The organism is Methylobacterium sp. Leaf112 (assembly GCF_001423295.1).
Taxonomy (GTDB): domain Bacteria; phylum Pseudomonadota; class Alphaproteobacteria; order Rhizobiales; family Beijerinckiaceae; genus Methylobacterium.
Window position 1 is genome coordinate 18,473 of sequence record NZ_LMNG01000029.1, and the last position, 26,510, is coordinate 44,982.

The 26,510-nt window shown below is 71.0% G+C and carries 29 protein-coding genes; 16 read left to right on the top strand and 13 right to left on the bottom strand.

Features of this window, described 5'->3' with window-relative positions:
* Nucleotides 1–164 precede the first annotated feature (164 nt).
* The 3 genes from ASF52_RS12505 (at nt 165) to ASF52_RS12515 (ending at nt 3,213) form a co-directional block, all read left to right on the top strand.
* Nucleotides 165–2,609: a putative bifunctional diguanylate cyclase/phosphodiesterase gene (locus ASF52_RS12505; protein WP_056172319.1), complete on the top strand. Its 2,445-nt coding sequence runs from the start codon at nt 165–167 to the stop codon at nt 2,607–2,609.
* Nucleotides 2,610–2,726: 117 nt separating this feature from the next.
* Entirely contained in the window at nt 2,727–2,963 is a 237-nt protein-coding gene (locus tag ASF52_RS12510) for a DUF6894 family protein (RefSeq protein WP_056172321.1), read from the top strand.
* 34 nt (nt 2,964–2,997) lie between these two features.
* The gene (locus tag ASF52_RS12515) at nt 2,998–3,213 is read left to right on the top strand and encodes a hypothetical protein (protein ID WP_056172325.1); all 216 of its coding nucleotides are present in this window, start codon (nt 2,998–3,000) and stop codon (nt 3,211–3,213) included.
* A 59-nt stretch (nt 3,214–3,272) separates the two neighbouring features.
* Here ASF52_RS12515 and ASF52_RS12520 read toward each other — a convergent pair whose 3' ends face one another.
* The gene (locus tag ASF52_RS12520) at nt 3,273–4,607 is read right to left on the bottom strand and encodes a flavin monoamine oxidase family protein (protein ID WP_056172327.1); all 1,335 of its coding nucleotides are present in this window, start codon (nt 4,605–4,607) and stop codon (nt 3,273–3,275) included.
* A 67-nt stretch (nt 4,608–4,674) separates the two neighbouring features.
* Nucleotides 4,675–5,691: a Kelch repeat-containing protein gene (locus ASF52_RS12525; protein ID WP_056172329.1), complete on the bottom strand. Its 1,017-nt coding sequence runs from the start codon at nt 5,689–5,691 to the stop codon at nt 4,675–4,677.
* Nucleotides 5,692–5,890: 199 nt separating this feature from the next.
* On the opposite strand from ASF52_RS12525, the gene ASF52_RS12530 reads away from it, so the two are divergent.
* From ASF52_RS12530 to ASF52_RS12565, 10 genes are all read left to right on the top strand, one after another.
* The gene (locus ASF52_RS12530; protein ID WP_056172332.1) at nt 5,891–6,607 is read left to right on the top strand and encodes a sulfate transporter family protein; all 717 of its coding nucleotides are present in this window, start codon (nt 5,891–5,893) and stop codon (nt 6,605–6,607) included.
* 201 nt (nt 6,608–6,808) lie between these two features.
* On the top strand, nt 6,809–7,951 hold the full coding sequence (locus ASF52_RS12535) for a complex I NDUFA9 subunit family protein (protein WP_056172333.1): 1,143 nt from the start codon (nt 6,809–6,811) through the stop codon (nt 7,949–7,951).
* Nucleotides 7,952–7,976: 25 nt separating this feature from the next.
* Nucleotides 7,977–8,345: a fluoride efflux transporter CrcB gene (crcB, locus tag ASF52_RS12540; RefSeq protein ID WP_082515323.1), complete on the top strand. Its 369-nt coding sequence runs from the start codon at nt 7,977–7,979 to the stop codon at nt 8,343–8,345.
* A gap of 262 nt (nt 8,346–8,607) precedes the next feature.
* A complete protein-coding gene (locus tag ASF52_RS22665) occupies nt 8,608–8,772 on the top strand; it encodes a hypothetical protein (protein WP_156369063.1) in 165 nt (54 codons plus the stop codon).
* Entirely contained in the window at nt 8,769–9,104 is a 336-nt protein-coding gene (locus ASF52_RS12545; protein WP_056172336.1) for a hypothetical protein, read from the top strand. The genes ASF52_RS22665 and ASF52_RS12545 overlap by 4 nt, the downstream gene beginning before the upstream one ends.
* Before the next feature lie 146 nt (nt 9,105–9,250).
* Nucleotides 9,251–9,409 (top strand): hypothetical protein, encoded by a 159-nt coding sequence (locus ASF52_RS22970; RefSeq protein WP_200918827.1) that lies wholly within the window; start codon nt 9,251–9,253, stop codon nt 9,407–9,409.
* A gap of 171 nt (nt 9,410–9,580) precedes the next feature.
* Nucleotides 9,581–9,841: a hypothetical protein gene (locus ASF52_RS12550; protein WP_082479073.1), complete on the top strand. Its 261-nt coding sequence runs from the start codon at nt 9,581–9,583 to the stop codon at nt 9,839–9,841.
* Nucleotides 9,842–10,038: 197 nt separating this feature from the next.
* Entirely contained in the window at nt 10,039–10,494 is a 456-nt protein-coding gene (locus ASF52_RS12555) for a hypothetical protein (protein WP_056172339.1), read from the top strand.
* A gap of 86 nt (nt 10,495–10,580) precedes the next feature.
* Nucleotides 10,581–11,477, top strand: coding sequence for a GGDEF domain-containing response regulator (locus ASF52_RS12560; RefSeq protein WP_056172341.1), 897 nt, complete (start codon nt 10,581–10,583; stop codon nt 11,475–11,477).
* Nucleotides 11,478–11,690: 213 nt separating this feature from the next.
* Nucleotides 11,691–12,362: a response regulator transcription factor gene (locus ASF52_RS12565; protein ID WP_056172343.1), complete on the top strand. Its 672-nt coding sequence runs from the start codon at nt 11,691–11,693 to the stop codon at nt 12,360–12,362.
* 2 nt (nt 12,363–12,364) lie between these two features.
* On the opposite strand, the gene ASF52_RS12570 is transcribed toward ASF52_RS12565, so the two are convergent.
* The 4 genes from ASF52_RS12570 to ASF52_RS12585 form a co-directional block, all read right to left on the bottom strand.
* Entirely contained in the window at nt 12,365–13,771 is a 1,407-nt protein-coding gene (locus tag ASF52_RS12570; protein ID WP_056172346.1) for a cytochrome ubiquinol oxidase subunit I, read from the bottom strand.
* Between the two features lie 134 nt (nt 13,772–13,905).
* Nucleotides 13,906–14,916, bottom strand: a complete 1,011-nt coding sequence (locus ASF52_RS12575; protein ID WP_056172349.1) for an SDR family oxidoreductase — start codon at nt 14,914–14,916, stop codon at nt 13,906–13,908.
* Nucleotides 14,917–15,049: 133 nt separating this feature from the next.
* Nucleotides 15,050–16,318 (bottom strand): DNA topoisomerase IB, encoded by a 1,269-nt coding sequence (locus ASF52_RS12580; RefSeq protein WP_056172354.1) that lies wholly within the window; start codon nt 16,316–16,318, stop codon nt 15,050–15,052.
* A 76-nt stretch (nt 16,319–16,394) separates the two neighbouring features.
* Entirely contained in the window at nt 16,395–16,817 is a 423-nt protein-coding gene (locus ASF52_RS12585; RefSeq protein WP_056172356.1) for a GNAT family acetyltransferase, read from the bottom strand.
* 91 nt (nt 16,818–16,908) lie between these two features.
* On the opposite strand from ASF52_RS12585, the gene ASF52_RS12590 reads away from it, so the two are divergent.
* Nucleotides 16,909–18,060, top strand: a complete 1,152-nt coding sequence (locus ASF52_RS12590; RefSeq protein WP_056172359.1) for a glycosyltransferase — start codon at nt 16,909–16,911, stop codon at nt 18,058–18,060.
* Nucleotides 18,057–18,716, top strand: a complete 660-nt coding sequence (locus tag ASF52_RS12595; RefSeq protein ID WP_056172361.1) for a class I SAM-dependent methyltransferase — start codon at nt 18,057–18,059, stop codon at nt 18,714–18,716. The genes ASF52_RS12590 and ASF52_RS12595 overlap by 4 nt, the downstream gene beginning before the upstream one ends.
* Here the strand turns inward: ASF52_RS12595 and ASF52_RS12600 are convergent.
* The 3 genes from ASF52_RS12600 to ASF52_RS22975 all read right to left on the bottom strand — a co-directional run bounded on the left by ASF52_RS12600 (nt 18,706) and on the right by ASF52_RS22975 (nt 20,482).
* A complete protein-coding gene (locus ASF52_RS12600; protein ID WP_056172364.1) occupies nt 18,706–19,392 on the bottom strand; it encodes a hypothetical protein in 687 nt (228 codons plus the stop codon). The genes ASF52_RS12595 and ASF52_RS12600 overlap by 11 nt on opposite strands.
* Nucleotides 19,393–19,520: 128 nt before the next feature.
* Nucleotides 19,521–19,928, bottom strand: a complete 408-nt coding sequence (locus ASF52_RS12605; protein ID WP_056172979.1) for a DoxX family protein — start codon at nt 19,926–19,928, stop codon at nt 19,521–19,523.
* A 413-nt stretch (nt 19,929–20,341) separates the two neighbouring features.
* Nucleotides 20,342–20,482, bottom strand: a complete 141-nt coding sequence (locus ASF52_RS22975; protein WP_200937402.1) for a hypothetical protein — start codon at nt 20,480–20,482, stop codon at nt 20,342–20,344.
* A 431-nt stretch (nt 20,483–20,913) separates the two neighbouring features.
* On the opposite strand from ASF52_RS22975, the gene ASF52_RS12615 reads away from it, so the two are divergent.
* Complete coding sequence (locus ASF52_RS12615) at nt 20,914–21,120, top strand: hypothetical protein (protein ID WP_443136677.1); 207 nt, start codon at nt 20,914–20,916, stop codon at nt 21,118–21,120.
* A gap of 87 nt (nt 21,121–21,207) precedes the next feature.
* On the opposite strand, the gene ASF52_RS12620 is transcribed toward ASF52_RS12615, so the two are convergent.
* The 4 genes from ASF52_RS12620 to zapE form a co-directional block, all read right to left on the bottom strand.
* The gene (locus tag ASF52_RS12620) at nt 21,208–21,609 is read right to left on the bottom strand and encodes a hypothetical protein (RefSeq protein WP_056172374.1); all 402 of its coding nucleotides are present in this window, start codon (nt 21,607–21,609) and stop codon (nt 21,208–21,210) included.
* 248 nt (nt 21,610–21,857) lie between these two features.
* Nucleotides 21,858–24,197: a xanthine dehydrogenase family protein molybdopterin-binding subunit gene (locus tag ASF52_RS12625; protein ID WP_056172378.1), complete on the bottom strand. Its 2,340-nt coding sequence runs from the start codon at nt 24,195–24,197 to the stop codon at nt 21,858–21,860.
* Nucleotides 24,194–24,673, bottom strand: coding sequence for a (2Fe-2S)-binding protein (locus ASF52_RS12630; RefSeq protein WP_056172381.1), 480 nt, complete (start codon nt 24,671–24,673; stop codon nt 24,194–24,196). The genes ASF52_RS12625 and ASF52_RS12630 overlap by 4 nt, the downstream gene beginning before the upstream one ends.
* 390 nt (nt 24,674–25,063) lie before the next feature.
* A complete protein-coding gene (gene zapE / locus ASF52_RS12635; protein ID WP_244473805.1) occupies nt 25,064–26,293 on the bottom strand; it encodes a cell division protein ZapE in 1,230 nt (409 codons plus the stop codon).
* Nucleotides 26,294–26,510: the final 217 nt, after the last annotated feature.

Genomic DNA, 26,510 nt, shown 5'->3' on the forward strand with positions numbered 1-26,510 from the left:
CGCAGGGTGCACCGTCCCTTTCCGGCGGAGGGTGGACGCTGAACGGAAACGGGACCTTCCGAATGCCAAGTCCCACTTCGGGCTCAAGTCCCACTTCGGGCGTAAGTCCCATCTCGGGCTCAAGTCGCACTTCGAGTTCAAGTCCCACTCCGGGCTCACGCGCGTTGTCGCACCGCGGGGCCACCCTCCGGGCGGCCGTCACCGGTCTCGCCACCGGCGTCTCGGCGCGGAGCCGGGACGCGACCTTCGAGGCCGCCGGCTTCGACGCCCCTGCGGCACGGGACGCGGCGTCCGCCCGGTACAGGATCGCGACCGCGACGGGGCAGCTCGAGGAAACGCTTCACCTCAGCGTGCATATCGGCCTGACGCACGTGGTCGTCGTCGCCACGGTCCTGCTGCTGTTCTGGAACAAGGCCTCCGACGCCTACCTGCTCGCCCTGTGCGCCGGCGTCGTCCTACCCTCCGCCGCCTTCATCGCCGGCGCCTCCCTCTATCGCCGCGAAGCGTCGTCCGCGGCGCGCGTCGAGAAGGGGCAGACGACCGTCCGGCTCCTCGCCCTGTGCCTCGGCCTCGCCTGGGCGACGATGCCGATGGCCCTGTTCGTACGGGCCGATCCCGACCACGGCACCTACGTGGTCGCCGTGTGCGCCGGGCTGATGGCGACCGCCTATGCCCTCGGACCGATCCGCCATGTGGCGACCCTGTTCGCCGTGCCCGTGGTCATCGGCGGATTCCTCGCGCTGGCGGCGCGCGGCGACGACGTCGCCCGCGTCCTCGCGGTCCTGTTCGTGATCTACGCCGGCTTCATCCTGTTCACCGCCAGACGGATGGCGCACGTGTCCATGGGGCGCATCGTCGATCGCGTCCGGGTCGCCGAGCAGAACGAGACCATCGGCCTCCTCCTCAACGATTTCACCGAGAATGCCAGCGAGTGGCTGTGGGAAACCGATCCCGACGGCCGGTTGCAGAACGTTTCGCAGCGCCTCGGCGAGATTTCGGGAAGATCCCCGACGCGGCTCCGGGACGCCCCGTTCGAGACGCTGTTCCGCGACGCGGAGATGTCCACGGCCGCCCCGGGCGCCGCCGCCGCGGAACTCGTCGCCCTCGTGGCCGGGCGCCAGGCGTTCCGCGAGCGCGTCGTCGAGGTGACCCTCGGCGGGACGCCGCAATGGTGGCGGCTGAGCGGCAAGCCGCTCTACGACCGGTCGGGCGGTTTTCTCGGTTTTCGCGGGATCGGCGTCGACATCACCGTCGCGCGCCAGTCCGAGGCCCGGATCGCCTACCTGGCGAGCTACGATTCCCTGACGGGCCTCGCCAACCGGGCCCTGTTCCAGGATCTCGCCTCGATGGAATGCGAGCGCGCGGAGCGGACGGGCCAGCCCTGTGCCCTGCTCTACCTCGACCTCGACGGATTCAAGATCGTCAACGACACCTTCGGCCATGCCCTCGGCGATGCGCTGCTGACCGGCGTCGCCACGCGGCTGAGCGCCCTCGCCCGGCCCGGCGACCTCGTCGCGCGCCTCGGGGGCGACGAGTTCGCCATCCTGCATCCCTGCGCCGACGCGGACGATGCCTTCGCCCTCGCCCGCACGGTGATCGGGCAGGTGAGCCTCCCCTACCTCATCGACGGCGTGCAGGTGGAGATCGGGGTGAGCATCGGGATCGCGCTGGCCCCGAACGATGCCACGACGCCCGAGGCCCTGCTGGGCCGGGCGGACCTCGCCCTCTACCGGGCCAAGGCCGCCGGCCGAGGCGAGGTGTCGGAATTCACCCCCGATCTCGAAGCGTCGGTGCTGAAGCGCCGGGACCTCGAAGTCGACCTCAAGCGCGCCATCGCCCAGGGTGAGCTGAGCCTGCACTACCAGCCCCTCGTCGGCCTCGCCCGGGGGGAGGTCCGCGGCTTCGAGGCCCTCCTGCGCTGGACCCGCAATCCCGGCGGCCCGGTCTCGCCGGCCGACTTCATTCCCGTCGCCGAGGCCTCGGGCCTCATCGCGGTGATCGGGCATTGGGTGCTGCACGAGGCCTGCCGGGAGGCGGCGCGGTGGCCCGAGCCGATCCGCATCGCCGTCAACATCTCGCCGACGCAGTTCCGGCACGCCGATTTCGTCCTCGACGTGTTCCAGGCCCTGGAGGCCAGCGGCCTCGCGCCCGACCGCCTCGAACTCGAGATCACCGAGTCGGTGTTCTTCGAGATGAACGGCACCACCGTGTCGAACCTGAAGGAACTGCGCGGGCTCGGCGTGCGCATCGCGCTCGACGATTTCGGCACCGGCTACTCGTCCCTGAGCTACCTGATCCGGTTCCCCGTCGACAAGATCAAGATCGACCGCTCGTTCATCAACGAGATGGGCACCCGGCACGAATGCCTGGCGATCATCGAGGCGATCCTGACGCTCGCGGCCAAGCTGTCCATCACCGTCACGGCCGAGGGCGTCGAGACCGTCGAGCAGGCGGCCATGCTGCGGGCGCGCCACTGCGACGACATCCAGGGCTTCCTGTTCAGTCCGGGCCGCCCGAGCGCCGAGATCGGCGGCCTCATCGCAACCCTGCCCCACCGCTTCCAGGCGATCTTCTCCGACGAAATCACGGACGCGCGCGTCGCCGCATAGGCTTTTCCAGCGCACAGGAGGCGGGCTCACCGCACGGGAAGACCCTGCGATCGATCTTAAACGAAGCCGGGACGCTATCGTACGGCAACACCGCAGCATCTCCTGCGTTGGTCGGACATGCCGCGCTTCTTCATCAACATCCGTGATGGTGACTGTCTCATCGAAGACGAGGAAGGAAGCCTCCTGCCCGATGTCGAGGCTGCCTGTCATGAAGCTCTGCTGGCCGCGCGCGACATTCTCTCCTCGAAGCTTCGGGCTGGCGAGGAAGTGAACGGTCAGGTCTTCGAGATTACGGACGAGGACCGCGTCGTGCGGGCCTCGTTTCCGCTGCGAGACGTCCTGAAGCGCAAATAGCCTGGCCTGTAGCCTGCAAGTGAGCCCGAGCACGATGACAGCGTCCGCATCCCGTATCTGGACGCCCCGCTCCGGGCCGGGCCATCGGAGCCCGTTCCGGACGGGCGTCGACCGTGCCCTGGCCGACGCGTTTCCCCTGGCCGACGGCACGGACCTGCCGCACCGGATCGCGACGGCGCTGGTCCGCCTGGAGGATGCCCTGCGCGAGGGGGCGGGCGACCCGCCGCCGACGCGGCCCGAACGCAGCTGACCAATCCGTCCGAGCCGCGACGGGGCGCAAGGCACGGCCCGCGAGTCACGCGGAGCAAGTCACGCGATGTCTGCGGCGCGATCCGGCGCCGCCCCGCCGCGCACCATCGCGGCGACCTCCGCGCCCGCGCGCAGGCCCTCGGCGTAGGCGCCCCCGGCGGTCCCCCATTGCAGGCGCGACAGGGCCTCGCCGGCGAACCAGATCCGCTCGCCCACGGGGGCGTGCAGGCTCAAGCGGGCGCCGGCATGGCCCGGCGGCACCACCGCCCAGGAGCCGCGCGACCAGGGGTCGTGGCGCCATTCGCTGACCACCGGGATCGACAGGTCGTGCAGGGCGCGGGCGCCGAAATGCTGTTCCAGCGCCCTCCGGACCAACCGCCGCACCCCGTCCGGGCCGGCGCGGCGCGCGTCGAGGGACGCCGCCATGGGCGCGTCGAGCTCGAAGTAGTGGAACGGCGTGCCGTCGATGCGGGTGAGAAGCCCCGGAACCGGAAAAGGCCCGCCGACGAGGCTGGCGAGGCGGTCGGCGCCCCGGAACGGGCAGGACGGCCAGTGCAGCACCGCGTGCTCGTAGATGCCGACGGAGAACCCCGCGATGGCCGCGGCCACGGCCGGCGGCAGGGCCGGGGTGAACAGGGTCGCGTCCCGCAGGATCATGGTGGGAATCGTCACGATCACGGCGCGGGCCGTGCGGACGCCGCCATCCGCCAGGGCGACGCGCACCCCCGACCCGGCCCAGTCGATCCCCGTCACCGGGCTGTCGAGGGCGATGGGCAACCCCTGGGCGAGGCGGGCGAGGTAGCCGCCGTAGCCGCCGGCGATGAAGCGGTTGTCGCCGTACTCCATGCTGGGGAAGTCCTGCAGCGAGACCGCGTCGAGGGGCCGGCCCGAGACGAGGCCGTGCACCAGTTCCACCCGGCGGCCCCAGGGGCCGAGCCCCGGCGGCAGGGCGCCGGCGGCGGGGCGGTCCGGTCCGCCGCGCGCCGCACCGTCGCTCATGGCCCGATCGGCCGCCGCGAAGGCGCGCCCGAGGGCGGCCGCTTCGGACGGACGGCCGGCGCGGCGTCCGACCCGGACATGGCTCGCCTGCGCGGCGATCCGCAGGGGCTCGCCGCGGGCCTCGCCGAGGCGCACGAGGGGATTGATCGGCCCCGCATGGAGCCAGTGGGCGCCGAGATCTACGGCGTGGCCGCGCAGGGCGGCCGTTGCCACCCGCCCGCCGACCCGGCCGCGCGCTTCCAGCACCGCCACCGCGACCCCGGCCTGCGTCAGCGCCCGCGCCGCCGCGATCCCGGCCGCCCCTGCGCCGATGACGATCACCTCCGCGGCGGCCGGCAGGGGCGCGAGGCGCGGCGCGATGCTGGGCGGCAGGCTGTCGTGCTCGGGTCTGCGCATGGTCGGGTCCGGGGCTCGCTCGGCTGTCGGCCTATCAGAGGCCGGCGATGCGCGGCAACGCGCAGCGTCAGCGCCGCGCCCCGTCGCCGAGGTCGAGGACCTCGACGAGGCTCGAGCGGTCGCCCCCCGGTTTCGGGCTGCCCACCAGGGTGTGGATGCGCCCATTCGCCACGATGGCGCCGAAGCCGTGGCGCGGGGTGGGCAGGGGGGCGTGCCGGGTCCAGACATCCCGCGCCGGATCGTAGGCCTCGACGGCGCCGAAGGTGCGGGCGTCCGATTCGCCGCCCATGACGAAGATCCGTCCGCCGAGCACCGCCGCCGCGGCCCCGCTCCGGGCCGTCGGCATCGGCGCCCCCGTGCGCCAGGCGTCGGCGGCCGGGTCGTAGATCTCGGTCACGGTGCGGTTGCGGGCGGGGTCGCCGTCGATCCGCCCGCCGATGGCGACGAGGCGGCCGTCCACGGCCTGGACGGCGAGGTGGTCGCGCCGGGTCGGCAGGGCGGCGGCCTCGGTCCAGCGGTCGCGCGCCGGGTCGTAGACCGCATGGCCGGCCGCGTTGCCGCCGCCCGAGACGCTGCCGCCGACCACGTGGATGCGGTCGCCGATCGCCACCGCGCCCCCTGCCGCCCGGGCGCTCGGCATCGGCGCGCGCGGGCTCCAGGCATCGGCCTTCGGATCGTAGGCCCAGACCCGGTCGCTCGCCCGCCAGCCTGCGCCGTAGCCGCCGAAGACGTAGACCCGGTCCCCGAACCCCGCCGCCATGGCGTGGTGGATCGGCGTCGGGAACGCCGCCCCCGTCCGCCATGCGCCGGTGGCCGGATCGTGGATGAGGAGGCCGGTGGCCCCGTTGTAGTCGCCGATCACGTAGGCGAGGCCCGCCAGCGCGGCGACGGCCACCTCCGAGCGCGGGGCGGGGGCCGGCGCGGCGGCCCGCCAGGTGCCTGACCCCTCCGGCCCCCCTGCCCCCAGGCGCTCATGGGTGCCCACGGCCTCATGGGTGCCCACGGCCTCATGGGTGCCCACGGCCTCATGCGCGCTCGCGGACATCGTGGCCGCGAGGATCAGGACGGCGAGGAAGGCACGCATGGCGTCGGTTCCGGCTGGGCTCCGGGGACGAACGCGCAGGGCGGCCTAAGGCTGCCGGACGCGGACCGTGTGCGGCGGCACCCTTGCATCCACCCGCCCGCGCCGCCAGAACCGTGCCGGCAGAACCTTCGGGACGTGCGTGCGGGAACGGCGCCCGCGCCGGACGAGCCGACACGAAGACGGGATTCGAGACACGGTCATGCTGTTCAAGGCCGCCTTCGCCGCCCTCCGGCAGGTCTTCTCGCCGCCCCTGCGGGCGATCCTGTGGAAGTCCCTCGGGCTGACCGTCGGCCTGCTCATCGTGGTCTGGGCCGGGCTCACCCGGGCGATCAACTGGTTCCTGTCCCAGCACCACCTCTCGGTGGACTATCCGTTCCTCGACACCCTGGCGGTGTTCTTCGCCGGGGCCGGCCTGTTCGTGGGGCTCGCCTACGTGATGCCGGCCATCTCGATCCTGGTGGCCGGCTTCTTCCTCGACGACGCGGCCGAGATCGTCGAGCGCACGGACTTTCCCCACGATCCGCCGGGCACCGCCCTGCCGCTCGGCCGGGCGATGCTCTACGCCGTGCGCTTCGCCGGCCTCGCCCTCCTGGTGAACCTCGTCGCCCTGATCCTGTTCTTCGTGCCGGGCGTGAACCTCGTGGCGTTCTTCGGCGCCAACGCCTACCTGCTCTCGCGCGAGTATTTCGAGCTCGCCGCCGGGCGCTTCCGGCCCATGGACGAGGCCGGGGCCATGCGCCGCCATTACGGGCCGACCACCCTCACGGCCGGCGCGTTGCTCGCCGGCCTGATGGTGGTGCCGGTCCTCAACCTCCTCACGCCGCTGTTCGGCATCGCCCTGATGGTCCACGTCCACAAGGGCCTGAGCCGGCGCACCCCCCTCGCCCCGCCCGAGGCGCCCGCGCGCCTGCGCTGAAGCGCCCCCGGGTGACAGGCCGGCGGTTTTCGTCGGCATCCGGCTCCCCCAGGGCCCGGAACTGTTCTAGATAGTCCCCCGTCGAAGCCTGCCGGTTGAAGCCTGCCGGTTCCGGCACCCGTCCAGGACCGGCGCGGACCCGTGACCCGATCGGGGCACGGCCAGGCGCACCGGGGCCGCTTTTCGAGACGTTTGAGAGCGATGACCGGCTTCGAGACCCTTCCCCTCACCCGCCCCGACGCCCAGCTCGTCACGGTGTTCGGCGGCTCCGGCTTCCTCGGCCGCCACGTGGTCCGGGCGCTGGCCAAGCGCGGCTACCGCATCCGGGTCGCCGTGCGCCGGCCCGACCTCGCCCTGTTCCTCCAGCCGCTGGGCAAGGTCGGCCAGATCGTCGCCGTGCAGGCGAACCTGCGCTACCCCGAATCCATCGCGGCGGCGGTCCACGGCGCGGACGTGGTGGTCAACCTCGTGGGCATCCTGCAGGAGACCGGGCGCCAGAGCTTCGCCAAGCTCCAGGCCGAGGGCGCCGGCGAGATCGCCCGCGCGGCCGCCGCCGTCGGGGCGCCCCTCGTCCACGTCTCGGCCATCGGGGCCGATGCCGGCTCGCCGTCGGCCTATGCCCGCACCAAGGCGCTGGGCGAGGCCCGCATCGGGGAGGCGGGAGGCGAGCACGTGATCCTGCGCCCGTCCCTGGTGTTCGGCCCGGGCGACAGCTTCTTCAACCGCTTCGCGTCCCTGGCCCGGGTCCTGCCGGTGCTGCCGCTCGCCGGGGCCCGGAGCCGATTCCAGCCGGTCTATGTCGGCGACGTCGCCGAGGCGGTGACCCGGGCGGTGGAGGGCCGCGTACCGGCCGGACGGGTGTACGAGCTCGGCGGCCCGGAGGTCGCCACCCTGGAGGCCATCGTGCGCTACATGCTCACGGTGATCATGCGCCGCCGCAAGGTGCTCGATCTACCCCTGCCCGTCGCCCGCCTCCAGGCCCGCGCCCTCGAGATCGTCGACACCCTCACCCTCGGCCTCCTGCCGGATTCCCTCAAGCTCACCCGCGATCAGGTCACCCTGCTCCAGTCCGACAACGTCGTCTCGGAGGCGGCCAAGGCGGAGGGACGCACCCTGGAGGGCATCGGCCTCCAGCCCACCACCATGGAGGCGGTGGTGCCGGGCTATCTCTGGCGCTTCCGCACCGCCGGCCAGTTCGCCAAGCCCCGCGTCGCGGTGGAATCCGAGGTCCCCGAGACCCTGGCCCCGGTGCCCTACGCGCCCTCGAAGCCGAGCGGGCCGGCGCTGGGCCCCGACGCCAGCCAGCCGAGCCGGATGGGCACCCGCTGGGGCACCCGCGGCTGAGACGGCGCGCCCCGTGAGCGTCGCGGTGGGGTTCCTCCTCGTCTTCCTCGGCTCGGGCCTCGGCGGCATGGCCCGCCACGGCGTCGGCCTTGCGGCCGTGCGCCTCGGCCAGGGCTTTCCCTTCGGAACCCTCGCCATCAACATCCTGGGCTCGGCCCTGATGGGGGTGCTGGTGGGCTGGTACGCCCTGCGCGGCGGCAGCCAGCCCCTGCGGCTGTTCCTCGCCACCGGGGTGCTCGGCGGCTTCACCACCTTTTCGACCTTCGCCCTCGACGGGGTCTTCCTCCTGCAGCGCGGGGAGAATGCCGCCGCCCTCGCCTACATCTTCGGCTCCGTCGGGATCGGCCTCGGCGGCCTCCTGCTGGGACTCCTGGCCATGCGAACGCTGCTGTAGCGGGCGGTCACCGCGCTCGATCTTTTTTCGTCGTCCCCGTTTGTCGTCTCCCGTCCGCCGTCCCTTCGCGGGCCGACGCAGCAAACCCATGCCCGCGCTCGGATTTTACCGAAGACCTGGAATTGATCCAAATCGAAGCTGGGTCTTTTAGGCTCGAAGCATCGATTTATACGCATTCCAATGTTTCCCAATACGATTGAAATCCATCTTGTTGCACTGCATTGCTGTCATCGTCGATTCGGCAACGGGCAGGGAGGCGACGATGATGGAACGGGCACTGGATTGGGTCCGGGGCTATGCGCAGCTCGCCTGGTGGGACGGCTCCTGCATCGACCTGCGCCTGCACCGCCTGACCGACTTCATCGATTTCGTCGCCACCGCCCCGGATCCGGTCGCGGCCCACATCCGCCGGAGGACGCCTGCGTGAACCCCCGCCTCAACGCCGACCCCGCCCCTCACGCCTGCGCCGAGGCGGCTTCGGCCGAGGACACCCTGGACGAGTCCCTGCGCCGGGCGTTCTGGCAGAGCCTCAACCGGGCGCCGCTGCCGGCCATGCAGGCCCTCGAAACGGCGGCCCGGACCCTCGGCGCCCTCTACCGGCAGGTGGCCCGGGCCCACGAGCAGCCCGGCGGATGCGGGTGCGGCTGGGAGCCCGACCCCGATTGCGACCTCATCGTCCTCGAGGCCAACCTCGCCGCCGCCCTGCTTCATCCGCCGCAGCCGGATCTCCTGCGCATGCCGGCCGCCGGATCCGCCTGACGCGACGCGGGCGGGGCGGGCCGCCCGCGGATCCGAACTGCGCGCGGGTACCGCTTCCACACCCAAGGTCCCTTCCTCACTCAAGGTTACCCTTTCCTCACACACCGTGGCGGATCATGGCCGCAGGCACTGGGAAGGGGCGCGGCATGGACGGATTCTATCGCGGCATCGAGGTATCCCTGCTCGGGTTCAGCCTACTTCTCGGGCTCGGCGCCATCCTGCTTCCGTCCTCGCCCGGTGGCCTGCCGGGCGACGCACAGGTCGCCGTCACCCTTCCGATGATCACCGTGACGGCGAATCCCTGAGCCGGCGAAGCCTGGTCTTGGGGCGAACGACACTTTTCTGCCACCGGGGCGCCTGAATTCCTGCAACCCTTCCGGCCCGCCGCGACTTGATCTGTCGTAGCGAGAGCGGCCTTCGCGGCCGTTCCGAACGGTGGTCGAGGGTACCGAGCGGTGCGCGGTCAGGATTCAGATATGTCGGTCTTTCACACACGGCTGTCCGCCATGGCCGCGGGCGCCCTGTTCGTCACGTGCGTCGGCCTTTCCGGCGCCCAGGCGGCGCCCGCCGCGAACCAGGGTTCGTCCGAGGCGTCTGCTCTTCCCAACCGTCCGATCACGGCCGTCGCGGCCATGACCGAGGGGGACGACGACCTGACGAATTGCAGCCGTTCGCGCCGCCGCCTCTGGGTCGATGGCGAGGGCTGGATCGTCCGGCGGGTCACCACCTGCCGCTGAGCGACCCCGCGAGGGTCGCGGACCGGAGGACGACGCGATCCCCCGTGGATCGGACCCGCCGCGAGGCGGGTTTCCTCGTCGGGCCGAGGCCTACGCACTCTTCCCCTCCCCCACCCGCCGGAACGCCGGGGCGGTCCGGCGGTTTGTGCCTCATGATGCCGGCCAGGAACGAGGCCCCGTTGCGGAGTGCGCCACCGATGATCACGCGTCTCAAGGCGACCCTGCTGGGAGCCGCCCTCTCGTGCGCGACCTTCGCCGGCGCGCAGGCACAGGCGATCTACGGCGACGTCGGGCCGGGCTACGGCTACGCCGGCTCCGCGATCCGGGGCGACTATGTCGGCGCACCCCTCACCCGGTTTCCGCGGCCCGACCAGATCGTCCCGAGCGCCTGGGGCTACGGCACCTACGGCGTCCCCACCGTCTCGGGCATCCACCCTGCGCCCGTCGGAACGCCCACCGTCTACGTGATCGAATCGCCTGCACCCACCGCCCGCGCGACCGCAAAAGCGCGTACGACGGCAGGACCACGGGTGCTCGCACGCGACCGCGCGAGCCGGTTCGCCCCGGCGCCGTCCGCCACGCCATACGCGTCGGCCGGGGGCGCACGCGTCGTGCCCGTGAGCGTACCGGCCCGGCAGGCAACGTTGCGCTGAGCTTGGCGAAGCATCGCGGGCGGCGAGAAAACTTGGCAACAATTTAATCTCTCGGCGATACCTTCCGAAAACGTGAGGGGCACGCCATGCATATTGTTCTCGTCGACACCAGCCGCGTCGTTCTCAAGATGATCGCCGCCCTGCTCGAGCCCAACGGGCATACGGTCACGGCCTTCACGAACTCCAGCGAGGCCCTGGATTTCGTCGAGACCACACAATCCGTACGCGTCCTGATCACCAGCCTCGAAGTCAGGCCCCTCAGCGGCCTCGAACTGTGTTGGTCCGCCCGTCTGCTGGCGGAGGCCAATCGGCCTCTGTACGTGATCACCATGTCCTCGGCGCGCAACGCCCGAAACCTTGCCGAAGCCCTCGACAGCGGCGCCGACGACTTCATCGAGAAGCCGCCCGGCCCCGAGGAGCTCCACGCCCGGCTCCGCGCCGCCGACCGGCTCACCACCATGCAGAGCGAGCTGATCCGCCTGGCCCAGACGGATTCGCTCACCGGCCTGCTCAACCGCCGCGCCTTCTACCAGCGCGCCCGCGAGGCGGCCGACCGGGCCGGCAACCACGGCAAGATGTCGGCGATCCTCCTCGACATCGATCACTTCAAGCGCATCAACGACGAGTACGGCCACGATGTCGGCGATGCGGCGATCCAGGCCGTCGCCCGCGAGATCGGCACCGAGGGCATCGTCGGGCGCCTCGGCGGGGAGGAGTTCGGCATCGTCCTGCCGCATCGTCCGGCGGCGGAAGCGGAGCCCCTCGCCGGGCGCCTGCGCCGGGGAATCGAGGCCCTGCGCATCCGCGGGGCGCGCGCACCGATCCGGCTCACCTGCAGCTTCGGCGTCAGCGACTGGATCGAGGCCGACACGGTGGAGGGCCTGGTCAAGCGCGCCGACATCGCACTCTACGAAGCCAAGTCCACGGGCCGCAACCGCGTGGTCACCGCGACCTCCGACCTGATCCTCGCCCGCGCCGGCTGATCCTCCTCTCCCATCGGGACTCCGGCCTGTACCGCCGCGAGACAGCGGCGTACGGCATCCTGCGGAGTCATCGTCACCGGCATCGCCCGGCCCCTCCGCGCTGATCTTGAAATCACACAAGACATGGTAAACAGAAGCCTGGAACAGATCTTGAAGTGAACCTTCGCAGTACTGCCGCGGTGTCTCGTGGTGGCACATGAGGGGGATTGCGGCATGCATCAGGCCGTTGGAGTATTGATCGTCGATGAGCCGCACGGGCTGCAGCCGAGCTTTCGGGCGGCCCTCGAGCACGAACCGACCCTGCACACGGTGAGCGAAGCGGACCTGTCCCGCGGCGGATCGGACGTGCCGGGGGCCAATGTCGCCCTCGTGGTCGTCGGCGACGGGGATCCCGAAGGCGGGGTGGCGCGGATCGGCGGTCTGCGGGCCCGGTGTCCCGGCCTCAAGATCGTCGCCGCCTTCGAGACCCTGGACGCCGCCGCGATGGCGCGGCTGGTCGCGGCCGGCACCGACATGTTCGTCGCCCGCACCGCCTCCGCCCGGGTCGTCTGCGCCGCCATCCTGGCCCTGGCCGGCCTGGACGCGCCGGCGCAGGGTATGGCCCCCACCGACGGCCTGACCCCGCGCGAGGCGGAGATCCTGCGGTTCCTCAGTGCCGGGTTCAGCAACAAGGAAGTGGCCCGCCGCCTCGGCCTCAGCGTCCGCACCGTGGAGACCCACCGGCTCAACCTGCGCCGCAAGACCCAGACCGGTCGCCTCAAGGACCTCGTCGCCCTGGCCCGCCAGCTCGGTCTCGCCCCCGTTACGGACACCGAGGGATCCACCCCCGTGCGCCGCACGGCCGGCCCGTCCACGGGCCAGTTCGCCCTCCCGGCCGGCTTCTGACGCTACGCCCGAACCGTTTCGTCGAGCGCCGAGAGTGGCCGCTTGGGTTTCCGCGCGACATCCTCGCCGCGGACCGCCTCCTCCAGGGGCTCCGGGCCTTTGCGCAGGAGCTTGGCGAGGTAGTACGAGCCGAACCCGAAGATGATCGCGTAGGCGACGAGGAATGCGACGAGGGAGGTGGTGACCGCGTTGACCGTGAGCGGCGAGTGCGCGTCCGCCGTGCGCATCTGCCCGTAGACGATGTAGGGCTGGCGCCCGATCTCGGCGGTGAACCAGCCGAACAGCACGGCGCCGAATCCGGACGGCGTCATCAGCATCGCGGCATTCAGGAACCAGCGGTTGGTGTAGAGGGTGCCGCGCCAGCGAAGGTACAGGCTCCAGAGGCTCAGGCCGAGCATCGCCAGCCCGATGGCGACCATGATGCGGAACGAGTAGAACACCGGCCAGACCGGCGGCCGCTGATCGGGCGGCACGTCCTTCAGGCCCGGCACCACGCCGGAGAAGTCGTGGGTGAGGATGAAGGAGCCGAGCTTCGGGATACCGATCTCGAAATCGTTGCGCTCCTCCTTCATGTTCGGGATCGCGAACAGCAGCAGCGGCATGTTGGCCTGCCGGTCCCAGTTCGCCTCGATGGCCGCGAGCTTCGTCGGCTGGTGCTTGAGCACGGCGAGCCCGTGTGAGTCACCGATCATGATCTGCAGCGGCGTGCAGATCACCGCGAACCACAGGGCCATGGACAGGGAGACACGCGCCCCGGCTACCTTGGCCGGCGGCTCCTTCCGCCCGCGAAGAATCATCCAGGCCGACATGCCCGCCACCGCGAAGGCCGTGGTGAGGAAGCAGCCCATCACCATGTGGGCGTAGCGGATCGGGAAGGACGGGTTGAAGATCACCTGCCACCAGTCGGTGGCCACCGCCCGGCCGTTCTCGACGATGAAGCCGGCAGGCGTCTGCATCCAGGAATTGGCCGACAGGATCCAGAAGGCCGAGATCAGGGTGCCGATGGCGACCATGCAGGTGGAGACGAAGTGCAGGCGGTCCCCCACCCGCTCCCAGCCGAACAGCATGATTCCGAGGAAGCCCGCCTCGAGGAAGAACGCGGTAATCACCTCGTACTGGATCAGCGGCCCGAGCACGTTGCCGGTGAAGTCGGCGTAGCGCGACCAGTTGGTGCCGAGCTGGTAGCTCATGACGATGCCGGACACGACGCCGAGGCCGAACGACACCGCGAAGACCTTCACCCAGAAGCGGTAGAGGTTCCGGTACAGGGGGTTGCCGGTCCACAACCACTGGCCTTCGAGGCGGGCGAGGAAACTCGCCAGCCCGATGGTGAAGGCCGGAAAGATGATGTGGAAGGCCATGGTGAAGCCGAACTGAATCCGCGAAAGCAGAAGCGCATCGACATCCATGGATCATCCTCCCGTCCGGCCCGCGTCCCCCGGCGGGACTTGTCCGGAAGGACAGGCCCGGGAGAACTTGCTCGAATCGGTCTACTCTACTGTAAATTCGCGCGCGCGGCGCGGCTTGGTCGCAGCCCTCGGCTTCAGGCGCGCGGGAGCCGACGGCGCGGACCGCGCGCCAGGGCGAGCGCACCGACGAGACCCACGGCGGCGAGACCGCCGAGGCCGGCCAGCATCCAGTCGCGCTCGCGGCTGGTCCAATACTCGCTGCGCGTGGTTTCCGTACGGTCGCCGAAGCGCCCGTCGATGCGGGCCGGTCCCGGAACGGGCTCGAACAGATTGCCGGGTTTGTCCGCAGCCGGTGCGTCCGTGAGTTGGGCGTCCCACATGCTGGCGGCCTTGGAATCGGCGAAGCCGGGCGCGATCACCTGCGCGGCATGCATCATCAGCACGCTGCGACCGACCCAGACGTCCCGTTGCGGCTTCGCCGCCGTGGACACGATGGCCTCGGCGCACAGGCGCGGGTCGTAGACCGGGTCGGGGGCGTATTGGCCATGGCCCGTGCGGTTGCGGGCCCAGTTGAATTGCGGCGTGTTGACCGCCGGCAGGTAGACGATGCTCAGGGAGACCGCGACCCGGTCGTGGATGAGCTCGCACCGCAGGGCATCGGTGAAGCCGGTGACGGCGAACTTCGCGGCGCAGTACGGAGCCTGGAGCGGTGCGGCCCGGATGGCGAGGCCCGAGGACACCTGAAGGATGGCGCCGCGGTTGCGCGGCTTCATGAACCGCAGGGCCGCGAGCGTCCCGTAGACCTGGCTGAGATAAGTCACCTCGGTGACGCGCCGGTACTCCGCGGGGGTGATCCGGTCGGCCGGATTCACGATGGTCGCCATGGCGTTGTTGACCCAGGCGTCGATGGGGCCGAGTTCGCGCTCCACCCGCTCGGCCGCCCCCGCGACGGCCTCGGCATCCGCGACATCGGCCGCGATGGCGAGCACCGGCCGGCCATGGGCCTTGAGAAGGGCCTCCGTTTCCGACAGGCGATCCGGATCGCGGGCGATGACGGCCACCGCCCAGCCGCGCTTGGCGAACAGCTCCGCCGTCGCCAGCCCGATGCCGGCGGTCCCGCCCGTGACGACCGCGATGCGTGCCATGCTATCCAAAAATCCAGATCCGTCCGGCGAGCCTGCCGGGACGCGTCCTCGGCAACGGACGTGTTCGAATCCGGTTGCGGAGGGAGGTCCGTGCCCAAACGACACGTCTTCGCGGCAGCGGTCGGGATGGGTCTCAGGCGGTGGGCCGGTCGGCCGTCCCGGCATCGGGGGCCTTCGACCGGGATTTCGTGCGCCTTTCGGAGCCGGACGCCGTGTCCCGTCCGTTCGATTTCGCCCTGCCGACGGACTTGGTCGCGGCCTTAGATTTGGCCTGGGAGCTGGCCTTGGTCTTACGCGTGGCCGTCCTGACCGGCGTTGCCTTGCTCACCCTGGCGAGCCGGGCCTGGAGCAGCCCCAGCACGGCCGCCTCCTCGGGCTTCAGGCGCGTAAGGTCGTCGCGCAGCTCGTCCGCGACGGCGTGCTTCACCTGCAGCAGCAGGTCGCCCTCGAGGTAGCCGTCGAGCACCTGGGGGTGGATGTAGCACTTGCGGCAGATGGTCGGCGTGTTGCCGAGCCGGCTCGCCACGCTCTCGATGGCCGTCCGAAGGTTCTTCTTGGCGGCGGCCTGGCTGTCGAACGCCTCGAATTCCTGCAGCGCCAGGGCGGCCAGCACCGTGCCGGCCCAGGTGCGGAAATCCTTGGCGGTGACCGGCTGGCCGGTGATCTCGCGCAGGTACGCGTTCACGTCGGCCGAGGTCACGTCGCGGATGGCGCCGTCCGCGTCGCGGTACTGGAACAGCTCCTGGCCGGGCAGATCCTGGCAGGCCTTGACGATCCGGGCCACGCGCCGGTCCTTCACGCCGAGGTCCCAGGTCTTGCCGCTCTTGCCCTTGAACCGGAAGGTGAGCTTGGCGCCGGCGATCGTGGCGTGCCGGTCGCGCAGGGTGGTGAGACCGAAGCTCTTGTTGGTGCGGGCGTAATCGTCGTTGCCCACCCGAATGAGCGTGGTCTCCAGAAGATGCACCACCGTCGCCAGCACCTTTTCGCGGGGCAGGCCGGCCTTGCCCATGTCGGCGTCGACGCGGGCGCGCAGGCCCGGCAGCACGTCGGCGAAGGTCATGATGTGCTCGAACTTGGTCTGGTCCCGGGCGGCGCGGAAGTCGGCGTGGTAGCGGTACTGCTTGCGCCCCTTGGCGTCGCGCCCCGTCGCCTGGATGTGGCCGTTGGCGCGCGCGCAGATCCACACGTCGGTGTAGGCGGGCGGGATGGCGAGCGCCCGGATGCGGGCCAGGGTCTTCGCGTCGCGCACCGGGGCGCCCTTGGGGTCGCGGTAGGCGAAGCCCGTGCCGCTCCGGCGGCGGGTCAGCCCCGGCGTGGACTCGTCGACATAGGCGAGGCCCGCCTCCTCGGCCGCGTCGCGCGGATCGGCGACGGTGCCGTCCTCGTCCCGATCCGACGTCATGCGCAACGCTCCCCCGGATGATTTCGTGAGGCGACAACCGGTGGCCGGGCCGCTCCGTTCCGGGCGCGACATCGCGCTACAGCCAGCGCTCCATGACGATGCGCGGGACCGCGTTCCAGCCGAGGCCGGCGTAGAAGTCGCGCACGGGCGTGTTGGTCTCGCGGATCATGAGCTGTGCCTTGGGAATCTTCCGCACCCGCAGCCACTCTTCCCCGGCCGCCACCATGGCCCGGCCGTGGCCCCGGCCCCGCGCCTCGGCCGCGACGTAGTAGAGCCAGCCGCGATGGCCGTCGTGGCCGACCATCACGCTCGCGGCGACGCGCCCGTCCGGCGTGACGCCGACGAGGACGTCGGAGTTCGGACGCCCGGCGGCGCGGTCGAGATCCGCGTCCGGATCGTTGTGCGGCACCACGAGGCCGCAGGCGCGCCACAGGGCGATCACCGCCGCGTGGTCGTCGGCCCGGAACGGCCGGATCGTCAGGCTCTCGGTCGTGTCCATGGTCTTGTCCTCGTGCGGTCTTGTCCTAGTGCGGTCTTGTCCTAGTGCGGTCTTGCCTTTCTGCGCGGTGAGGCATGCTACAGGCTGAGGAATGGATACGCCGCCCCACCTGCCCCACGCGCGAAAAACCCTGGTCTTCGTGGTCACCGAGGACTGGTTCTTCGCCTCGCACTTCCTGCCCCTGGCGCGGGCGGCCGTCGCCATGGGTCTCACCGTGGCGGTGGTGACGCGGGTGCGCGATCACCGCGCGCCCATCGAGGCCACGGGTGCGCGGGTGGTCCACCTGGAGGCCGAGCGCTCAAGCCTCAACCCCATGGCGGCGGGGTACGCGGCGGGCCAGCTCGCCGGTATCCTCAAGGCGTTGCGGGCCGACATCGTCCACTGCATCGCGCTCCGCGCCATCCTGGTCGGCGGCACCGCGGCCGCCATGGCGGGCATCCCCGCCCGGGTCTACGCGGTGACCGGCCTCGGGCTCCTCGGCGCCCGCGCCGATGCCACCGGCCGGCTGTCGCGCCTGGCGCTGCGCGGCCTCATCCGGGGACCGCTCGCCTCGAAGCGAACCCGGTTCCTGTTCGAGAATCCCGACGACGCCCGGGCGCTCGGCCTCGACCCGGCCGACACCGCCGTCACCCTCGTCGGCGGGGCCGGCGTCGATCCCGAGGCCTTCACGCCCCGACCCCTGCCGCCGACCCCGCCCCTGCGGGTCGCCCTGGTGGCCCGGATGCTGTGGTCGAAGGGCGTCGATACGGCCGTGGAGGCTGTGCGCCGCGCCCGCGCCGACGGGGTGGCGGTGGAGCTCTCCCTCTACGGCGCGCCAGACCCCTCGAACCGCCGGGCGATCCCCGAGGCGACGCTCCGGGACTGGTCGCGCGACGGGATCGCGTGGCACGGGCCCACCGCCGACGTCGCCGGGGCCTACGCCGCCCACCACGCCGCCTGCCTGCCCTCGCGGGGCGGCGAGGGCCTGCCCCGCACCCTGCTGGAGGCGGCCGCCTGCGGGCGCGCGCTCCTCACCACCGACGTGCCGGGCTGCCGCTCCCTGGTGGGCGACGGACTCGAAGGTTTCGTCGTCCCGCCCGACGATTCCGCGGCGCTGGCCGCCGCCCTCGCGCGCCTCGCCGCCGATCCGGGACTCGTGGTGCGGATGGGCGAAGCGGCACGCGACCGCATCCGGGCGGGGGACTTCACGGAAGCGGCCGTGGCCGGCGCCGTCTGTGCGATCTACGCGGAGCTCTCGGCATGATCGCCTCGCCCGATCCCCTCGCCTTCATCCGTGAAAACACCCGGCTGCTGCCGGTGCCCCACGCGCCCGAGATCGTGCTGCATGTCGCCGACGAGGCCACCGCCCTGTGGCAGAAGACCGAGGACGAGCTCGAGGCCATCGGCCTGCCGCCGCCGTTCTGGGCCTTCGCCTGGGCGGGCGGCCAGGCGCTCGCCCGCTACATCCTCGACAACCCCGAGCTCGTCTCCGGGCGCCGCGTCCTCGATTTCGCCTCGGGCTCCGGACTCGTCGCCATCGCGGCGGCGAAAGCCGGGGCGATCCACGTGACGGCGAGCGACCTCGACGGGTTCGCGATCCCCGCCATCGGGCTCAACGCGGCGGCCAACGGCGTCGCCGACCGGATCGAGGCGGTGCGGGACGACCTCATCGGCTCCGATCCCGGCAGCGCCGTCGTGCTCGCCGCCGACATCTTCTACGAATGCGACCTCGCTGGGCGCGTCACCGCGTGGCTGGCCGGGCTGCATGCGCGCGGCGCCACCGTGCTGGTGGGCGATCCCGGTCGGTCCTACCTGCCGCGCGACCGGCTCGAACGGCTCGCCACCTACGCGGTGCCGGTGAGCCGGTCCCTGGAGGATGCCGAGATCAAGCAGAGCAGCGTCTGGCGCTTCATCGCCTGACGGCCTTCGGCATCACGGCGCGCAAGGCCAGGTGCGTCGGCCCGCACAGGGCGAGCGGAATGCCGACGACGAGGAGGCCGAACCAGGCGTAAGGCGACATCCAGGTCTGTGCGGCGGTGTCGCTCATGCCCCAGACGTAGTTGATGTTGACAGGGGTGAGGCCGGGATCGGGGCGCGGCGCTGGCATGGCGAAGAAGCAGACCGCCAGCACCACCACGGCGAGGCCCGACCACGCCGCCCAGGCGCGGCGGTCGTAGCCGAGGCGGCAGACGAGATAGATCAGCAGGAACGGCAGCCAGCCGTGGAACAGCGACAGGCCGCGCAGGAAGAGCGAATTCTCGGACTTGAACATGTAGTCGGTCATGCCGGTGATCGGCAGGCCGAACAGGCCGGCGGTGAAATCCGCCACCCAGATCACCTGCGGCGCCAGGATGCCGACGGCGCCCATGGAGATGGGCAGCGCGCGCTCGGTCCAGATCCCCCAGAGGGTCAGGATCAGGGCGATGTCGCAGAAGTAGAGGAAGTTCGTCGGCCCGTAATACCACCCGTAGGTCGGCACCAGCACGGCCATGAAAGCCGTGTAGGCGAGCTTGAGGGCCATCGGCAGGCGCTGGCGTGCCCCTTCGGAGGACGCCAGCGCACTGTCCCAGGGGGCCGGCGAGAGGGAAGCGCTCATGGTCTGAAGGTCCGTCCGGCCCCGATCGGCCCGGTGTCAGGACGATGCCGTGCCGGCGCCGCCGGGGCGGTGACGAACGGCACAGCTTACGTTGGGAAGGGCGCGATCAGAACCAGCCGCGGCGCTTGTTAGAACCGGCCGCGGCGCTGGGCGTCGAGGCTCCACGGGCCGGCGCCGGCGGCGGCGAGGTAGAGGAACACGAAGCAGAACAGGATCGCCGCGTCGCCGCCGTTGAGGGCGGGAAACGGGCTCTTCGGCGCATGGGCCATGAAGTAGGCCACCGCCATCTGGCCCGACAGGACGAACGCCACCGGCCGGGTGAACAGGCCGAGCACGATCAGCGCGCCGCCGACGAGTTCGAGCAGGCCCGCCATCCCGATCAGGGAGACCAGTTCCGGCGCGCCGCCGCCACCCATGCGTGCGGGAAAGCCGAGGAGCTTCTGCGTCCCGTGGGCGAGGAACAGCAGCCCCGCCATGATGCGCAGGACGCTGAGCAGGCGCGGGGCCCAGGTGACCGAGAGGGCGTTGGTGTTCATGCGGTGACGTGCTCCGAGGAACGCCTCGGGACCCGAGGCGAGGGAGCCCCGCATCGAGCACGAATCGTACGGTGCGTCGATCCACCCCGGCGGCACCGGCGGGCGTCCGCGAACCGGACCGTGCCGGGCGGCACGGAAGAGGGCGCGCGGGGGCGCCGGTTCAGTCGGCCGCGACGGCGACGAGGGAGAACAGGGCCGCCAACAGGACATTGCCGGCGACGACGAGAGCGAGGACGAGCATGGCGATGGAATCTTAGGCTTCGAGGACCGGGACGCCAGCCTTACGGCCACGCTTCTGGCCGGTTCATGAACGCCACGGCCCGGCCGACCCGGCAATGCGGAACGGCGTGAATCAATTGCTCCTGTGCCTGCTCCAGCGCCGTGTCCCGGGGACACCGTCGGGGCGAGCGATGCTAACCGATCTTGCCGAGCCGAATCAGCAACGCTTCGATCCGCTCGCCCACGGGTTCGGCCGGATCCGCCGGATAGAAGGCCCGCAGGGTGTGGCCGAGGTGGCGCCGGACGTGCGGTGCCAGGGCTGGCGGACGGCGCACCGAACCCGCCTCCGTCGCAGCCGCGGCATGGGAGCCATGAGATCGTTCGCCGTGCGTCTCGGGCATTCGAAAAGCCCCCTCTCGCCGCGTCGTCACGACGGCACCGGATCGGCGTGGTCGGACCCGGCGAAGATCGCACAGCAGGGTTAAGGATGCGTTTCCGGCGATCGGCCACCGGTCCGCCGCGACTCGGGCGACAGGCGCGAAATAAAAGCGTGACCGTTGGATCGAAGAGAAATGGCGCGGTGCCAGAGACTTGCGTCCGCCCCCCCATTCCGACGCGGCCCGCCGCCCGTTTTCGCGCCGCTGTCAAGTGGTAGACGTCGGCATCGCGGCTGGTTTACATCTTTTACTCAGGCATGAGCACTCCCTACGCTCAGCCACCTCGCAGTCTGGATGAGGTCAAATTGAGTGGCATGCAAAGTATTGCAATGACCGAACGCGAGCGGGATACAGTGATCGCTGCGCTGCGGTATTATCAATTCTATCGTTTGCAGGGAAATCCATTTAATCCGCAGCAGGATCATTTGATCGACGCCATCGCCGGGCATTCCGGCGAGGCCCTGGACTTGGCCGCCATCGACGACCTCTGTGCCGGCCTCAACGGCAACAAGCACGCCCTCAGCGCAGCCGCCTGAGGGGTGCCGCCCGGCCCGGCGTCTCGTCGGACGAGACGCCGGGCCTCGCGTGCGGAGCCCGCCCGTCCGGGCCGCTCCGCCGCCCGCTCAAGGGGCCGCGTCGAGCTGCTGCCTGGCGCGCCCGAGGGCCTCCCTGCAACCCTTGGCGTCGCCCTTGCCATCGGCGGTGCGGGCCTCGTCGAGGGCGACCTTGGCCTGCATCGCCTTGTCGCCGCCCTTGCCGGCCTCGGCCGACTTCTCCGGCGGCGTCGTGGGGTGCGTGCTCGGATTGCCGCCGGACGCCCCTCCCTCGCCGCCGCGCGCGCCGGCATCGGCCTGGCCGCTCGTGGAGGCCGAGATCGACTCCTTGGCCTGATTCTTCACCTTGCCCTCGAGGGCCGCGATTTCGTCCGCGCAGGGCGAGGCGTGGGCTTGGCTCACCGCACCCGCGAGGGTCGCGGCGAGGAGGCCGGCGGCGAGCCAGGCGGGTCGTGTCGTGTTCGATGGCATCGTCGAATCGAATCCCGATACAGCAGGGAGGCGCCGAAGCGGCGGCCTCTTCCCCGGGTCAACCCGCCGGGAGGCGGGACGGCTCCGGCCCGGATGGCGGAACCACCGTTTTTCGTCGCGCCCGACCATGAAAAAGGGGTGCCGCGCGATGCGACACCCCCGTTTCTCGTGCTGTCCATCGTCGTGAAGCCCCCGGAGAGGCACCGGCCCAGGGCCGGGTTCGTCGCGGCGCCCCGAGGGGCGTCCGCTCAGGCGCTGAGCTGGTCGCGGATCGGCAGTTGTCGGATGCGACGGCCCGTGGCCGCGAAGATCGCGTTGGCGATGGCGGGGGCGACCGGCGGCACGCCCGGCTCGCCGACGCCGCCCAGCGGCCCCGAGAAGTTCGGGTTCGGCAGCAGGTGGACGTGGATCTCCTTCGGGGCGGCGTCGATGCGGGTGATCTCGTAGCCGTCGAAGTTGTTCTGCTGGGCGCGGCCGTCCTTGAACGTGATCTCGGCCGAGAGCGCGAGGCCCATCCCCATGACCACGGCGCCTTCCATCTGCGACCGGATGCGCTCCGGGTTCACCTGCGGTCCGCAATCGACGGCGATGTCGACGCGCTTGACCACGACCTCGCCCTTGGCCCCGACCTCCACCTCGGCGGCGACCGCCGTGTGGGTGACGAAGCTGTAGTGACCGGCGATGCCGAGCCCGGTGTTCTTCGCCATCTTGCGGCCCCAGCCGATGCCCTTGGCCGCCGCCTCGATGACCCCGCGCAGGCGTGCCGTGTCGATGGGGTAGCGGGCCGGGTCCTCGCCGTAGTTCCAGACATCGCCGAGCGTCGTCGGATCGATCTTGCGATCGGGGCCGATGAGGGCGAGCAGGTACTCCTTCGGGTCACGCCCCGCCGCATGCGCCAACTCGTTCACGAACGACTGGATCGCGAAGGCGTGCGGGATGTTCGAGACCGAGCGGAACCAGCCGATGCGCACGTGCGCGTCGGCCGCCGGGTTCTCGAGACGGATGTTGGGTACGGCGAACGGCGTGTTGGTGAGGCCCATGCCGAGCTCGAACGGGAGTTCGTTCTTGGCGCCCGCCGCGAAGATCGACCCGATGGTGGGGGCCGCCGAACGGTGGAGCCAAGCCACCGGCATGCCCTTGTCGTCGAGGCCGGCTTCCAGGCGCTCCACCGAGATGGTGTGGTAGTAGCCGTGGTGCAGGTCGTCCTCACGGGTCCAGGTCAGCTTCACCGGGGCGCCGTCCACGGCCTGGGAGCACAGGGCCGCTTCGAGCACGTAATCCGGCTTCGACTTGCGGCCGAAACCGCCGCCGAGCAGGGTCTGGTTGACCCGCACCTTGTCGGCCGCGAGATTCAACTTCTTCGCCAGCCGGTCGTGGGTCGCCTGCGGCGCCTGGGTGCAGGCCCAGGCCTCGCAGAAACCGTCCTTGATCCGCACCACGGCGGCCGGCGGCTCCATCGGGGCCTGGACGAGGTGGGGCACGAAGTATTCGGCCTCGACCCGCTTCTTGGCCTTCGCCATCGCGCCGTCGACGTCGCCCTGGTTGCGCACGACCTTGCCGGGGGCACGCACCGCCTTCTCCAGCTCGCCCCGGAAGGCGACGGAGTCGTAGGAGGCATTGGGGCCGTCGTCCCAGGTCACTTTGAGGGCCTCGCGGGCCTTCATGGCCGCCCAGGTGTTTTTCGCGATGACCGCGACGCCGCCAAGCGGCTGGAACTCGACCGGTGCCTCCGGGGCGTCGATCTTGAAGATCTTGACGACGCCCGGGACTTTCTTGGCCTCGGTGTCGTCGTAGCTCACCACCTTGCCGCCGAAGACCGGCGGGCGGGCGACGAGGGCGTAGAGCATCCCGTCGATCTTGGTGTCGAGGCCGTAGACGGCCTTGCCCGTGGTGATGTCGCGGTTGTCGACGAGGCCGATCTTGCCCTTGCCGATGTACTTGAAGTCCTTCGAATCCTTGAGCGTCACGGATTCGCGGGCCGGCACCGGCAGTTCGGCCGCTGCCGCCGCGATCTCGCCGTAGCCGAGGCTGCGCTTGGATTTGGCGTGGGTGACGACGTGGTTCTCGGCCTTCACTTCCGAGACCGGCACGTTCCATTGCTTGGCGGCGGCCTGGACCAGCATCAGGCGGGCGGCGGCCCCGGCGTGGCGCAGGTGCTGGAAGAAGTGGCGGAGCGAGCGCGACCCGTCCGTGTCCTGGTTGCCGAAGCGGGTCTCGTCGCCCCAGGCCTGGGCGACCTTCACCTTGTCCCAGGTGGCTTCGAGTTCGTCGGCGACCACGAAGGCGATGGAGGTGCGAACCCCCTGGCCCATCTCGGCGCGGTGGCAGGTCACCGTCACGGTGCCGTCGGGGGCGATGGCGACGAACACCTTGGGGTCGTCCTGCCACCCGTGCGGCATGGCATCGGCGCCGAATTTTTTCGGCTCGTTCGCCTTGTCCTCGGCTTTCGCCGAATCACGCCACGACAGGGCGAGCACCAGGGCACCCATGCCGCCCAGCATGGCGCGGCGGCTGACATTGGCGAGGGCCGTCGGGGCGGTGTCTTGGGTCGCGGTGGCTTCCGCCATCATCTTCGAATCGTGGATCACAGGCGCTCTCCCTTGGCGGCGGGGGCAGCCTGGCCGGCGGCCTGATGGATGGCGGCGCGGATGCGCGGGTAGGTGCCGCAGCGGCACAGGTTGCCGCTCATGGCCTCGTCGATCTGTGCGTCCGTGGGCTTCGGGGTATCGGTGAGGAGCGAGGCGGCCTGCATCATCTGCCCGCACTGGCAATAGCCGCACTGGGCGACGTTGAGGTCGCGCCAGGCCGTCTGGACCGGGTGGTTGCCGTCGGGGGACAGGCCCTCGATGGTGACGACGGCCTGACCCTCGGCGGCCGAGACCGGCGTGACGCAGCCGCGCACGGCGGTGCCGCCGACATGGATGGTACAGGCGCCGCACAGCGCCTGGCCGCAGCCGAACTTGGTGCCGGTGAGACCGACCTCGTCGCGCAGGTACCACAGCAGCGGCATGTCGGGATCGCCGTCGAAGCTGCGTTCAGCCCCGTTCACGGTGAGTTTGATCATTGGTCTGTCCTATCCTGAATCGGGCGATTCCGGCGGTCGTGGACCGTCGGGCCGCCCGTCTGGGTCGCGTGGTCGGCGTCCGGGCACGCGATCCGTGTCGCGGTCCCGCATCGATCGCTCGCGCGGAGAGCCCCGGCTTCCTGCAGGAACGGCAACCGCCACCGGACGGCAGCGGCATGGGCGGCGCGGCGGGCGCGACGTCGTTCTTCGGAATGAGACCAATTAAATGCAGCGCGTGCTGCAGTGCAACGCCGGAGGTCCGATCCGGCTCCCTGACCGGGACGATCCGGCACTATGGATGTGCGTTGGCGCACAAACTGCACCCGCGCCGCTGCGACCGCGGGCCGCGATCGCACGTGAGGGGCGGTGCGTGGGGCGGCGATCGCGGTCTCAGGTCTCGACCAGACCCGCGCTCGATCCCGACGCCTCCGAATCCCCAGCCCCGTGCGGCAGGGCGAGATACTCCGAAGAACGCATCTCGATGAGGCGCGACACCGTGCGGTCGAACTCGAAGGCCTCGCGGCCGTCGGTGGCCGTGTAGAGTCCCGGCGGCTCGGCCGCCGCCGAGGCGACGAGCTTCACGTGGGCATCGTAGAGGGTGTCGACCAGGGTGATGAAGCGCTTGGCCTCGTTGCGGGTCTCCGCGCTCATCACCGGGATGTCGGCGAGGATCACCGTGTGGAAGGCCCGTGCCACGGCCATGTAGTCGGAGGCCCCGAGCGGCTGCGCGCAGAGATCCGCGAAGGTGAAGCGCGCCACGCCCGCCGCCTCTTCCGGCACCGGCACGTCCCGCCCCTTCACCCGCACGGTGGCGGGCCTGCCCCGGGCCTTGCCCGTGAGACCCTTGAAGGCGCGAGCGAGGGCCGCCTCGGCCTCCGCGTCCGCGGGCACGTGATAGACCGAGGCGCCCCCGAGCTTCTCCAGCCGGAAATCCGTGCGCGAATCGAGGCGCAGGACGTCGACGCGGTTCTTCAGCTCGGCGACGAAGGGCAGGAACAGGGCCCGGTTGAGGCCGCCCTCGTAGAGCCGGTCGGGCTCGACGTTGGAGGTCGCCACCACGGTGACACCCCGCTTGAACAGGGCGTCGAACAGGCGCCCCAGGATCATCGCGTCGGCGATGTCGGTGACGGTGAACTCGTCGAAGCACAGCAGGGTCGCCTCGTCGGCCAGCGCGTCGGCCACCACGGGGATCGGATCGTCGCCCTTCGCCGTGCCGGCCTTGAGGGCTTGGCGGTGGGCGTGGATGCGCTCGTGCGCGTCGGCGAGGAAGCCGTGGAAGTGCACCCGGCGCTTCGGGCCGGGTGCCGCCTCGTGGAACAGGTCCATCAGCATGGTCTTGCCCCGGCCGACGGAGCCCCAGATGTAGAGGCCCTTCGGCACGGCGGCCGGATCCGCCTTGCGCCCGAACAGCCAGCCCAGCGCGCTGCCCTTGCGGGCGCGCCGGCGCCGGCCGAGTTCCTGCGCCAGACCGTCCAGCGCCCGCACGAGGTGGACCTGCGCCGGGTCGCGCTCGATGGCGCCCGACGCCACCAGGGCCTCGTAGCGCTCGAAGACCGGACCGGGGGAGACCGCGCCCGAACGGGCGTGATCGGACGGCGCCACGGGGGCTGATGAACTCACGACGGTAAGCCTCGACGCAGGGGCCGGGACCGGGACGGGCGGCCCGCACGATCCGGGTCTGCCGCGCGTTCGGGGCCGGATCAAGCAGGGTGATTGGTATGCCAGCGACAGGGCCGGCATGACGTTTTGCTGCATTGCACAAATCGGGTGGCGATGCCACATCTGCCCGGCCTTGAGGGAGGCAACGCCCGGATTCCGGCGCGCCGCGGCGCGCCCT